This is a genomic window from Flavobacterium sp. 9, from assembly GCF_002754195.1.
In the GTDB taxonomy this organism is placed as follows: Bacteria; Bacteroidota; Bacteroidia; order Flavobacteriales; family Flavobacteriaceae; genus Flavobacterium.
Window position 1 is genome coordinate 5,542,563 of sequence record NZ_PEEU01000001.1, and the last position, 13,354, is coordinate 5,555,916.

11 protein-coding genes and 1 riboswitch are annotated in these 13,354 nt (G+C 34.4%); of the genes, 10 read left to right on the top strand and 1 reads right to left on the bottom strand.

The features are described 5' to 3' along the window. The first annotated feature begins 132 nt into the window (after positions 1 to 132). The 10 genes from CLU81_RS23185 (at position 133) to CLU81_RS23230 (ending at position 12,358) form a co-directional block, all read left to right on the top strand. Positions 133 to 735, top strand: coding sequence for a TetR/AcrR family transcriptional regulator (locus CLU81_RS23185; RefSeq protein ID WP_099711990.1), 603 nt, complete (start codon positions 133 to 135; stop codon positions 733 to 735). Positions 736 to 807: 72 nt separating this feature from the next. After that, the gene (locus CLU81_RS23190) at positions 808 to 2,073 is read left to right on the top strand and encodes a TolC family protein (protein ID WP_099711991.1); all 1,266 of its coding nucleotides are present in this window, start codon (positions 808 to 810) and stop codon (positions 2,071 to 2,073) included. An 8-nt stretch (positions 2,074 to 2,081) separates the two neighbouring features. Next, complete coding sequence (locus CLU81_RS23195) at positions 2,082 to 2,975, top strand: HlyD family secretion protein (protein WP_233209754.1); 894 nt, start codon at positions 2,082 to 2,084, stop codon at positions 2,973 to 2,975. Beyond that, positions 2,975 to 3,883 (top strand): ABC transporter ATP-binding protein, encoded by a 909-nt coding sequence (locus CLU81_RS23200; RefSeq protein WP_099711993.1) that lies wholly within the window; start codon positions 2,975 to 2,977, stop codon positions 3,881 to 3,883. Before CLU81_RS23195 ends, CLU81_RS23200 begins: the two co-directional genes overlap by 1 nt. A gap of 184 nt (positions 3,884 to 4,067) precedes the next feature. Further along, entirely contained in the window at positions 4,068 to 4,808 is a 741-nt protein-coding gene (locus tag CLU81_RS23205; protein WP_099711994.1) for an ABC transporter ATP-binding protein, read from the top strand. Between the two features lie 22 nt (positions 4,809 to 4,830). Then, complete coding sequence (locus CLU81_RS23210; protein WP_099711995.1) at positions 4,831 to 5,934, top strand: ABC transporter permease; 1,104 nt, start codon at positions 4,831 to 4,833, stop codon at positions 5,932 to 5,934. Next, complete coding sequence (locus CLU81_RS23215; protein ID WP_099711996.1) at positions 5,934 to 7,052, top strand: ABC transporter permease; 1,119 nt, start codon at positions 5,934 to 5,936, stop codon at positions 7,050 to 7,052. Before CLU81_RS23210 ends, CLU81_RS23215 begins: the two co-directional genes overlap by 1 nt. 567 nt (positions 7,053 to 7,619) lie before the next feature. Continuing rightward, a riboswitch (cobalamin riboswitch) is annotated at positions 7,620 to 7,855 on the top strand. Positions 7,856 to 7,999: 144 nt separating this feature from the next. Further along, positions 8,000 to 10,006 (top strand): TonB-dependent siderophore receptor, encoded by a 2,007-nt coding sequence (locus CLU81_RS23220; protein WP_233209755.1) that lies wholly within the window; start codon positions 8,000 to 8,002, stop codon positions 10,004 to 10,006. A 32-nt stretch (positions 10,007 to 10,038) separates the two neighbouring features. Beyond that, positions 10,039 to 11,199 (top strand): YncE family protein, encoded by a 1,161-nt coding sequence (locus tag CLU81_RS23225; protein WP_099711998.1) that lies wholly within the window; start codon positions 10,039 to 10,041, stop codon positions 11,197 to 11,199. A gap of 22 nt (positions 11,200 to 11,221) precedes the next feature. Next, complete coding sequence (locus CLU81_RS23230) at positions 11,222 to 12,358, top strand: PKD-like domain-containing protein (RefSeq protein WP_099711999.1); 1,137 nt, start codon at positions 11,222 to 11,224, stop codon at positions 12,356 to 12,358. 107 nt (positions 12,359 to 12,465) lie between these two features. Here CLU81_RS23230 and CLU81_RS23235 read toward each other — a convergent pair whose 3' ends face one another. After that, positions 12,466 to 13,059, bottom strand: a complete 594-nt coding sequence (locus tag CLU81_RS23235) for a hypothetical protein (RefSeq protein ID WP_099712000.1) — start codon at positions 13,057 to 13,059, stop codon at positions 12,466 to 12,468. Positions 13,060 to 13,354 lie beyond the last annotated feature (295 nt).

Below are 13,354 nucleotides of genomic sequence, written 5' to 3' on the forward strand. Positions count from 1 at the left end.
ACTGATTCGCTAAAGCGAAAACGCAGATGAAAACGGATTTTTATTTCATTTATTATTAAAATTAATCATTTGATTAAATCTTTTGTTTAATTCTAAAAATAATTTTTATCTTTGCCCCAGAATAAAATAATTATGGCACCAAAAAGCAAAGACGCAAGCACTGAGGAAAGAATAAAAGAAGCAGCCCGAACTGTATTTACACAAAAGGGATATTCGGCTACGCGAACTCGTGATATTGCTGAAGAAGCAGGAATTAATCTGGCATTGCTAAACTATTATTTCAGAAGTAAAGAGAAACTTTTTGAGCTTGTAATGGCTGAGAAAGTAGCAAAGTTGTTTGGCGTAATTGCACCAGTTGTCAATAATGAACATACTTCGCTTGACGAAAAAGTAACCTTAATTGCTGATGCTTATATCACAATGTTGACTCAAAATCCTGGTTTGCCTTTGTTTGTTTTAAGTGAAATCAGGAATAATCCGGAACATTTTGGGAATAAAATGCAAGCCGGAAAATTATTGACTGAATCTTATTTTGTGAAGCAATTATTAGAAAAAAGACCCGATATTCATCCGTTGCATTTTATTATAAATGTTTTGTCGATGTGTATTTTTCCATTTATTGCGAAACCGGTTTTAGAATCAGCCGGAGTGATGTCAGATAATCAATTAAGCGATTTTACGGAAGAAAGAAAGACTTTAATTGTAAAATGGTTTAAAGCTATGATAGATTCGTAGCTATTTTTTTGGATTTAATTTAATCAAATGATTAAAACGAAATATTAAATATTAAATATTAAAAAATTGAGTATGAAAAGGTTATTGATTGTTGTACTGGTTATTTTTCCTGTATTTCAGTTTTATGCACAGCAAGAACGCAAGTTTTTAAAACTCGAAGATTGTTATGCATTGGCAGAAGAAAATTATCCATTGTCTAAAAAAAGAGATTTAATTGCCAAAAGCAGCGAATTTACGATTGATAATATTGCGAAAGGATATTATCCGAAGTTTGATATTTTTGGTCAGGCAACGTATCAGTCAGATGTTACAAAATTGCCTGTTAGACTGCCAGGTTTAGAAGTTCCGATTTTAAAAAATGATCAATATCGGGCTTACGCCGAAGTAAACCAGCTTCTTTATGACGGAGGCGCTTTGAAACAACAGAAAGAAATTGTCGAAAAGCAAACCAAAGTTTCAGAACAACAACTTAAAGTCGATTTATATGCGGTAAAACAGCGTATTACTGAACTTTATTTTGGAATCCTTGTTTTTGATGAACAGCTTCGTCAGAATGATTTGCTTAAAAACGACATCAATATCGGGATAAAAACCGTTGAAGCTCAGCTTGCAAATGGTACGGCTTTTAGAAGCAGCGTTGATTTGCTTAAAGCAGAATATCTAAAAGCAGATCAAATTGCGATTGGGATTCGGAATTATAGAAAGTCATATTTAGACATGCTCGGACTTTTCATTAATTCAGAATTGACTTCGGATACAAAATTAGAAACTCCTGCAAATATTGTAAATTCAACAGAGATTAAACGTCCTGAACTGGATCTTTTTAGTTATCGAAATGAAAGCCTTGAAATCGGCAAAAAAACAATTGAAATTCAGAATTTACCAAAGTTCAATTTTTTCGTGCAAGGCGGTATGGGAAATCCGGGATTGAATATGCTCGAAGAAGGCTGGAAAGGCTATTATATTGGCGGCGTTAGACTTAATTGGTCTTTAACGGGACTTTATACGGATAAAAAACAAAAGCAAATTATCGATATTAATAAGCAACAAATCGAAGTCGATAAGGAAGTTTTTCTTTTTAATACCAATCAATCTGTCAAACAGCAAAATGCCGAAATCACGAAGCTTGAAGAATATCTGGTTTCTGATACTGAAATCATAATGCTTAGAAATAATGTGAAGAAAGCAGCTTTGGCACAATTAGAAAATGGCGTTATCGATTCCAGCGATTATTTGCGTGATGTAAACGAAGAAAATACGGCAACGCAAAACAAAATAATCCATGAAACTGATTTGCTTTTGGCCAAATACAGACAAAAATTAATAACCGGTAATTAATTATAAAGATGAAAAGAGTATTATTCATAACAATAGCAGCATTTGCAATATCATGTTCGAACAACAAAAATGAATTTGACGCTACAGGAACTTTTGAAGCCGTAGAAACTATTATTCCCGCAGAAGCTGGTGGAATTATCAAAGAATTGAAGGTTGAGGAAGGAAATGCTTTAAAAGAAAATCAGGTTGTAGGTTATATCGATACGATCCAACTTTCGCTTAAGCGCGATCAATTATTAGCGCAAATTAAAGCAACACAAAGTAAAAAACCGGATATTAACTCGCAATTAGATGTTTACAGAGAAGAATTGCGTCAGGCGAAAATTGATCAGCTACGCATGCAAAACCTTGTAAAAGCTGATGCCGCAACGAGAAAACAGCTTGATGATGCTACAACAAAAGTTGCCGTATTGCAAAAACAAATTAATGCTTTGCAAACGCAATTGAATATTAGCACAACAGGAATTGATGACGAAACGCAGACTTTAAAAGTTCAGATAAGTCAAATTAAAGATCAATTGTCAAAATCGAAAATCGTAAATAAAACCAACGGAACTGTATTGACAAAATATGCAGAAGTAGGCGAAATGGCGACAATTGGCAAACCTATGTATAAAATTGCAGATTTGTCGACCATAATTTTGAGAGTTTATATTACCGGAGATCAATTACCAACGCTTAAATTGAATGATAAAGTAAAAGTTTTTGTTGATGCTACAAACAAAACTTACAAAGAATATGAAGGTGTTGTAGAATGGATTAGTGATAAAGCGGAGTTTACGCCAAAAACAATTCAGACGAAAGATGAACGTGCCAATTTGGTTTATGCCGTAAAGGTGAGAGTTAAAAATGACGGTTACCTTAAAATTGGAATGTATGGCGAAGTAAAACTTTCGAAATAATGGAATCTGTTGTTGTAAAAAATATTGTCAAAACCTACGGAAAGGAGAAAAAAATTGCTGTAAACGATGTTTCTTTTTCTGTAAGCAAAGGCGAGCTTTTTGGATTAATTGGTCCTGATGGCGCAGGAAAAACCAGCATTTTCAGAATTTTGACTACGCTTTTATTGGCAGATCAAGGTTCGGCTTTTGTTGGTGGTTTGGATGTGGTGAAAGATTTCAAATCAATTAGAAACACAATTGGTTATATGCCGGGAAAATTCTCGTTGTATCAGGATTTAACTGTCGAAGAAAATCTTAATTTTTTCGCCACATTATTCGGAACCACGATCGAGGAGAATTATGATTTGATCAAAGACATTTACATTCAAATAGAGCCTTTTAAAACCCGAAGAGCAGGAAAATTATCAGGCGGAATGAAACAAAAACTGGCTTTGTGCTGTGCATTAATCCATAAACCAAATGTGTTGTTTCTGGATGAACCTACAACAGGCGTTGATCCTGTTTCGAGAAAGGAATTTTGGGAAATGCTCAAAAAATTAAAAGAACAGGAAATCACCATTATTGTATCAACGCCATATATGGATGAAGCCAATCTTTGCGATAGAATTGCCTTGATTCAAGACGGAAAAATACTTTCGATCGATACGCCCAAAAACATAATTAGCAATTATCCGGACGCACTTTTTGCGGTAAAAGCTGCCGAAATGTATCCGCTTTTGAAAGCTTTAGCAATTTACCCAAACCGACTTGCGAGTTATGCATTTGGAGAATTTGCTCATTTTTCTTTCAAAGGAAATCCTGATAAAGAAGATTTAGTAAAATTTCTTGAAAGTAAAGGAATTAAAAACATCGATATAAAAGACGCAGAAGTAACAATTGAAGATAGTTTTATTAAGCTTTTGAGCTAAAGCCAAAAGTTAGTAAGCGCATTTTTGTCATCCCGAGGAACGAGGGATCTCCGCAAGTAGCTCGACAAAGATTGGAAACTTACTTTACGGAGTTTCTTGCGAAGATTTCTCCTCTGTCGAAATGACAATAATTGAGGTTACTATATCTTAAAAATGCGAAGACAGTTTTAAAACCAAAGTAATTATGAATGAAAAAGTAATTTCATGCAACGCATTAACCAAACGATTTGGAGATTTTACAGCTGTAGATTCCATCACATTTGACGTGCAAAAAGGAGAAATTTTTGGTTTTCTGGGTGCAAATGGCGCGGGAAAAACTACTGCAATGCGAATGTTATGCGGATTATCAATTCCGACATCTGGAGAAGCTACAATTGCGGGATTTAATGTTTATAAAGAAACCGAGAAAATAAAGAAAAGCATTGGTTATATGAGTCAGAAATTCTCTTTGTATGATGATTTGACGGTGCAGGAAAACATTACATTTTTTGCTGGAATTTATGGTCTTTCTGATAAAGCTATTAAAGAGAATAGTGCTTCACTTTTGAAACAATTAGGGATGGAAGATCAGGCGAATATACGAGTTGGATCGCTTCCGTTGGGATGGAAACAGAAACTGGCATTTTCGACGGCGATTATTCATAAACCCGAAATTGTATTTCTGGATGAACCAACCGGAGGAGTTGATCCCGTAACGCGCAGACAGTTTTGGGATTTAATATATGAAGCCTCTGGAAACGGAATTACCATTTTTGTGACAACGCATTATATGGACGAAGCCGAATATTGCAACAGAGTTTCGATAATGGTTGATGGCAGAGTAGAAGCGCTTGATACGCCAACGAATTTAAAAAAGCAGTTTAATGTTGCAACAATGGATGAGGTGTTTTATCATCTTGCGAGAGAAGCAAAACGAGGAGAATAATTAGACGTGAATAACTAAGAATATGAAACAGTTTTTGACATTTGTAAGGAAAGAGTTTTTGCACGTACTGCGCGACAAAAAAACATTATTCATTCTTTTTGGGATGCCAATAGTGCAAATCCTGATTTTTGGTTTTGCATTGACAAACGAAGTGAAAAATTCGCAAATTGTTGTGGTAGATTATGCTAAAGATATGGCTTCGCAGGAAATCATAACTAAAATAGAAGCAAGTCGTTATTTTGAAATCACCAAAAGTCTTGCTGGAAGCAAAGAACTTGAAGCTGCTTTTAGAACCGGAGAAATCAAAATGGCCATTATATTTCCGGAAGGATTCAACAATCAATTATTACATCAGAATAAAGCCCAGATTCAGGTTATTGCAGATGCTTCAGATCCAAATAATGCGACAACATTAACCAATTATGTATCATCGATAATAAGCGATTATCAGGCACAAATGAACGAGAATGTGCCGGTTCCTTATCAAATCAAGCCCGAAGTAAAAATGTTGTATAATCCGCAGTTAAAAGGCGCTCCAAATTTTGTTCCCGGTGTTATGGCTTTGGTTTTGATGCTTGTTTGCGTGATGATGACGGCAATTTCGATCGTGAAAGAAAAAGAAACAGGAACGATGGAAATTCTTTTGGTTTCGCCCTTTAAACCTCTTATGGTAATACTCTCAAAAGCAGTTCCGTATCTTTTGCTTTCAATGATAAATGTGATTTCTATTTTATTATTGAGTGTTTTTGTACTCGATCTTCCTATTGCGGGGAATATTTTCTTGCTTTTTGCCGAAAGTACTTTGTTTATTATCACTTGTTTAACGCTTGGAATATTTATTTCGGTGAAAACAGATTCACAGCAAACCGCAATGTTGATTTCGTTACTAGGAATGCTTTTACCAACGTTGCTTTTCAGCGGATTTATGTTTCCAATAGAAAATATGCCAGTCCCTTTGCAATGGTTTTCCAATATAGTGCCTTCAAAATGGTATTATATTATCGTAAAAGGTATTATAATCAAAGGATTAGGGTTTTCATTTGTATGGAAAGAGACGCTGATTCTATTTGGAATCACGGTTTTCTTATTGATAATTAGCCTTAAAAGCTTTAAAATACGTTTGTAATGAGAATTATAAAATTTTTGCTTGTCAAAGAATTTAAACAAATATTTCGTAATCGCGCAATATTGGCCGTTATAATGGTAATGCCGGTTATGCAGCTTATTATTTTACCGCTTGCTGCGAATTATGAAATCAAAAACATCAATCTGGCAGTTGTAGACAATGATCGATCTGATTATTCGAGAGATTTGACCAATAAAGTTGTTGCGTCAGGATATTTTAAACTTCGCAGTTACAACGATTCTTATAAACAAGCTTTTACTCAGGTCGAAGAAGATCGCGCCGATTTAATTCTGGAAATTCCACATGGATTTGAACAAGATTTGATACGCGAAAATCATCAACAGCTTTTTATTGGCGTAAATGCCATAAACGGAACAAAAGCGGGATTAGGCGCGGGATATATTGCCGACATTATAAGAGATTATAATAGTAATCTAAGCCTAAAAAATAACCCAAAAGGAAGTTTTAATCCAATTCCTCAAATAGAAATTGCGTCGTCAAATTGGTACAATCCGCATTTGAATTACAGATTGTATATGGTTCCGGGAATATTGGCGATTTTGGTAACGCTTGTTGGAGGATTTTTGTCGGCATTAAATATTGTAAAAGAAAAAGAAGCCGGAACAATCGAACAAATCAATGTTTCGCCCGTCAAAAAATATCACTTTATATTAGGAAAACTGATTCCGTTTTGGATTCTGGGCAATGTTGTATTTACCTTAGGATTATTGGTTGGATGGCTGTTTTATGGAATAATTCCGTTAGGAAATCTATTGGTTTTATACGCTTTTGTATGCGTTTATTTATTGGCGATTTTGGGTTTTGGTTTACTGATTTCAACCATTTGCGAAACGCAGCAACAAGCGATGCTTATTATGTTTTTCTTTGTCATGATATTTGTTTTAATGGGCGGTTTATTTACGCCAATTGATAGCATGCCGGATTGGGCAAAAACGGTTTCGAAATTTAATCCCATAAGTTATTTTATTGATGTTATGCGAATGGTAATCATCAAAGGAAGCGGTTTTAGGGATATTTCAAAACATATTCTGATTATAATAGGTTTTGCAATTGTATTGAATTTGGCTGCAATTCTTAATTACCGAAAAACATCTTAAAATAAAGTAAGTCAGTTTGATAAAATATTGATTTTTATTTGGTTAGTTGATTTAAAATTAAGTATTTATTCTTTATTTGGATCACTATAAATGAATTAAATTTGATTCGAAGATTAATCTCGCAAAGACGCAAAGTTTTGGTCATTTTGATTTCTATGATAAAATTATTTTTTAGGAGCTAATCCCGCTATCCGTTTCAATCTTTTGTGGCTCCCGAAGCCTCGGGACCGCCACAAAAGGATTTTCACTTCTATCGGGGCTAGGACAATCATTTTCATAATAGTATTCTCGTCTAGTTTGTCATTTCGAGGAACGAGAAATCTCCACAAGTAGCTCGACAAAGATTGGTGACTTTGATTACGGAGTTACTTGTGGAGATTTCTCGTTCCTCGAAATGACAAAATCTTTGCGATTTTATGTCTTTACAAGAAATTTGGTCACTATAATATGTGTTTAATTAATTACTTCTAATAATCTAGTTTTATTTTTAAAGCATTAACTTTTAGATGTATAGACTTCTATTTTCTGTTTTTTTTAAGAAATTAGATATTAACTGATGTGTTTATGTATCTTTGCGCTCGCAATGGTTTAGCTATTCTTTTCGAGTTTAGCTGACGAAGAGGGAATCAGGTGCAAATCCTGAACAAGCCCGTTACTGTAAATTCCATGCAACATTTTGACTGATTCAATCGCTTTTTAAGCCTTTGAAATCGAATCTTTTGCCACTGCATTTTTTCTAAATGTGGGAAGGCTGATCAAAATGGGAATAAGTCAGGAGACCTGCCAATGCTTATAATTTCAAACTCTCGTGGACCAGAGTTTTGAGACAAACACAAATATCAAACTAACATTTGATTTCGATTTTACCGTTAACAACTATTTAGTTAAATAGAGTATTTTTTATGCACTTATGTGAACATAGGCGTTTGCGTCTAATACATAGTGGATTGTTTGTATTTGCATGGATTTTATTTTTGAATCCGATGTATGGACAAGATAATCCTCTGAAAAATAATAAGGAGTCAGATTCTTTAAAGAAACATCAATTGAATGAGGTTATTGTAACCACAAGCAAGCGTGAATTTAAGGTAGAATCTCCTATGCCTGTCCAAATATTGTCAGGAAAACAGCTTGAAAAACTAAATAGTCTTTCTGTTGCAGATGCTGTGCGTTATTTTTCGGGTGTGCAACTAAAAGATTATGGCGGAATTGGCGGTTTAAAAACTATAAATGTCAGAAGTTTAGGAAGTGCTCATACAGCAGTTTTTTATGACGGAATGAGTGTTGGAAATGCGCAAAACGGACAAGTAGATCTCGGAAAATATTCACTGGATAATATCGAAGCCATTGAATTGTATAATGGACAAAAATCTACTATTTTTCAGCCTGCACGAGGTTTTTTCTCTTCGAATACGCTTTTCTTAAAAACAAAAATTCCTGATTTCTCTTCTGGAAAAACCACAAAAATAAGAGTTGGCGTAAAAACGGGTTCGTTTGGACTTTTTAATCCTTCTTTTCTATATCAACAAAAATTATCGTCTAATTTCTCTCTTACAGCAAGTACAGAATGGCTTAAAGCCGATGGAAAATATAAGTACAGATACCAAAAGACGAATGGTTATGATACAACGGCTGTCAGGCAAAATGGCGATATCACGGCTTTAAGAAGTGAATTGGCATTACAGGCAAAAGTTGGAACTACGGGTCAGGCTACATTAAAAGCTTATTATTATGATTCTGAACGTGGACTTCCGGGAGCGATTTTAGCCAATAAATATGAATATGTACAGCGGCAATGGGACAGAAATTTCTTTGTTCATGGTTCTTTTCAAAATTCATTTTCGAAGAATTACGAACTGCTTGCCAATATAAAATTCAGCAGAGATTATAATCGGTACATTGATCCTGATTATAAAACATTGCAAGGCGCGCTGGATAATAAATATTATCAAAATGAATTTTATGCTTCTGTTGTAAATCAATATACGATCAAGGAATGGTGGAAAGTTTCTTTGGCAACAGATTTTTCGATCAATACACTTACTGCTAATTTATACCGATTTCCATATCCAACCAGATATTCTTATTTGGGCGCATTATCTACAGAAATGCATTGGTCAAGACTTGATATTCAGGCAAATTTGTTAGGCGCATATGTCGACGAACAGGTTAAATATTATCAGCAAGGAGATAGTCAGCACGTTTTTTGTCCGGTTGTATCCGCTTCTTATCAACCTTTTGATACTAAAAAATTCAGGGTTAGAGCATTTTATAAAGAATCTTTCAGAATGCCAACTTTCAATGATTTGTATTATACTTTTATCGGAAACAGCTCTTTAAAACCTGAATTTACTACGCAATATGATTTTGGTTCCACTTATATTATTGAGCCGAAAAAGTTTCTGCAATCGGCTTCCTTTCAGGCAGATGTATATTATAATCACGTAAAAGACAAAATTGTTGCGATGCCATCTGCCAATTTATTTCGATGGACGATGATGAATCTTGGGGAAGTTGATATCACAGGTTTTGAATTGAATACCAATTTTGTATTCCGTTTTCCGGAAGAAATATTTCTGGATTTGGGCTTGAGTTATACGTATCAAAAAGCAATTGATGTTACGCCAAAAGGCACAACTTACGGAGATCAGATTCCGTACACGCCAATGAACAGCGGAACAGCAACTTCGTCTATAAGCTGGAAAAACTGGCAGTTGAACTACAGCTTTATTTATACCGGAGAACGATACAGTCAGAAAGCCAATATTCCTGTAAATTATGTAAAACCTTGGTATACCAGCGATATGGCTTTGATTTGGGATGGAAAATTCCTGAAACTTCCAACAAAAGTAGGAGCGGAGGTCAACAATATATTCAATCAATATTATGATGTGGTTTTAAATTTTCCGATGCCAGGGAGAAATTATCGCCTGAGTATGTCAGTAAATTTTTAATGTAAAAGATACTAATAATTAAATTTTCTATTATGAAAACAAACTTCAAGTTTTTGATTCTATTGGTTTTAATAGCGATGAGTTTTCAAGCGTGTCAGCAAGATGATCCTATTATCCCAGAAGAGGTAGTTGTTTTGCCTCCGGAAACGGTTACAAGCGTCGACGGATTTTATCTCCTTAACGAAGGAAATATGAATATGAACAAATCGTCATTAGACTATTATGACTATCAGTCCGGGACTTACAGACGAAATGTTTATGGTCAGGCAAATCCGGAAGCGACTTTAGGCTTGGGAGATGTGGGAAATGATATTGGTATTTACGGATCAAAAGTTTATGCTGTGATCAATAACTCAAATAAGATCGAAGTTATGGATGCTGCAACAACTAAACGTATTAAAGTTATTGATGTAAAAAACTGCCGTTATGTAACTTTTGCAAACGGAAAAGCCTACGCAAGTGCTTACGATGGCGAAGTACAATTGGGAGAAAATTCGCCAAATGGTTTTGTTGCCGAAATCGATACGACATCACTTAAGATTACAAGAACGGTAAAAGTAGGACGTCAGCCTGAGGAAATGGCGATTGTTGGTGACAAATTATACATCGCAAATTCCGGCGGATATAGTCCGCCAAATTATGAAAGAACAGTTTCTGTAATTGACTTAAAAACCTTTACAAAAATCAAAGATATTGATGTTGCAATTAACCTTCACAGACTGGAAGCAGATGCTGACGGAGATATTTATGTAAGTTCTCGTGGTGATTATTACAATATTCCTTCAAAACTTTTTGTAATCGATACAAAAACAGATAAAGTAAAGAAAACCTTTGATATTGCTTGTGCTAATCTTTCTATCGTTGGCGATAAAGGTTACATAATTGGATCAGAATTTAGTTATGTCACTTTCAAATGGAAAATAAATTATTCTATGATCGACGTAAAAAATGAGACTTTACTTGAAGGAAGTTTTTTACCAAAAGCAGTTAGTGATCAAATTAAAACGCCTTACGGACTTGCGGTTGATCCTTTTTCGCTAAATGTTTACGTAACAGATGCCGGTGATTATGTTTCGCCAGGAAAACTGTATTGCATCGATAAAAACGGAGAAACCAAGTTTACTGTAATTACAGGAGATATACCGGCTCATTTTGCCTTTAAACTAAAGAAAACAATCAAAAACAATAAATAACCTTTAAAATTTAAAAAAAAGAATGAAGAAGATTTTATTTACCTTGTCAATTGTCCTGTTCTTGGCGGGATGTTCTAAAGATGATGATGCTGTACAGAGTCCTCCGAAAATTGAAATTACGATTCCTGCAAATGGTTTTGTTACAGATAAAATGCAATGGTTCAGTGTTAAACCTCAAGTGGGAAGTGAGATAGAGAATACCTATAAATGGATCGTGAATGGCAAGGAAGTGTCAACAACCGCTGATTTATCTTATGTATTTGCAACAGCAGGAACTTATAATATTGAATTTAAAGCTAAAAATGGAGCAGGCGAAAGCTCGAAATCATTTACTGTTACAGTAAACGATAAAGCGTATTTGAACAGAATCAAAAATGTGTTCGATTTCTTTCCGGCGCCGGGACAATTCACCAATGGTTTACCTGAATATATTGCGGGAGATACTGATGAAACCATGCGAGCAAAAGCTGAAAAAGCAATCACGACCGATAATAGCATGATTACTCTTGGAGGATTTGGAGGTTATGTAACCTTTGGTTTTGATCATACGGTTATTAATAAAGAAGGAAATGATTTTATCGTACTTGGAAATGCTTTTTCAAATTGGGCAGAACCTGGAATTATAATGGTTTCGATCGATGCTAACGGAAATGGAAAACCAGATGATGAATGGTTCGAAATTGCGGGTTCTGAGCATAAAAAAGCAACTACAATTAAAAACTACGAGATAACATATTACAAACCTGCTACAGAGCCGGAAGATCCAAGTGAACCAAATTATATTCGCTGGACGGATAATCAGGGAAAAACAGGTTATGTTTCGAAAAATCCTTTTCACAGTCAGCCTTTTTATCCATCTTGGAAAGGAAGTACGATTACTTTTAAAGGAACATTTTTGCAATCTAATGCATTCGATCAATCAGGAACGGGAAGTTACTGGGTTTGTCCGGCATATGATTGGGGTTACGCAGATAACTGGTCTAATACTGATGACAAATCGCAAATTGATATCAATTGGGCTGTAAACTCAAAAGGAGAACCTGTAAAACTAAAAGGTATTGACTTTGTAAAAGTTTATAATTCGAATCGTGCAGAAGCAGGTTGGTTAGGAGAAGTTTCTACGGAAGTTACAGGATTTAAAGATTTGAATTTACCGTAAATTATTATTATTATTATTATTCAGAATCTTATTAAAGAATATTAAATAGTAAACCCGACAAGTTTTTAAAAGCTTGTCGGGTTTGTTTTTTAGATTTCGGAATAAAATTATTCTTTATACAATATAATAGTTGCTTTATAACCAGTTCCAACATTCCATTGACTGGCTTTGATTACTTCGCCTTTTTCGTCATAAACCTGAAACTCGGCTGTATTTGGTGATGCAGAACCTTCATTTAAAGCTTCAAAATCAATTTTGTTGATTCCTTTTACCAGAGTTATTTTGAATCCCTGAAATTCACCATTTAAACTTACTTCTTTTTCAATCACTTTATCATTCAGATAAACCCTGATTTTGTCGCCATCTACAAAAGCAGCATCACGATATCGAACTGACGAAACGGTTGTATTGGTAACATAACCGCCTAAATATTCATTTCTTCTATAAAAAATTCCTTCAACATTAGCTTCTTTTTTATAGAGACTATTATTTTTATAAAGATCATCCGGATTGATTTTTAAAACTGTCGGATCTTTTACCGGCGGCGTATCTGTATTTGGAGGTATTTCTGTTGGTGGTAGATTTTCTTTTATTTCAGAATTGTTGGCCGGAATTGGCTTGTATTTACCATTTACTTCTTTTTGCGCATATCCATGTAGAGAAACCCCGGTTATTATAATTATAAACAATATTTTTTTCATACTTCCTGTAATTAATTTTAAAGCATTAAAAACGTATTAATGCCTATGTAGATAACATTTATTGATAGGTGTTTATTGCATTCGGCAAAAATTAATTGTATCGTAAAGTAGACTTTTCATCAATTGAGTATGATCTGAACTTATATTCTAAAGTTACTAAATTTTTGAATACGAATGCTTTATAAGTACAAGTCTAATTGAAGTTGTATTTAACGGAAGTTCTAATTGTTGCTTCTTTTGTTTGTGACGAGATATCAATACTCTTTAAGATATTATAGCGAAATGTGACAATTGC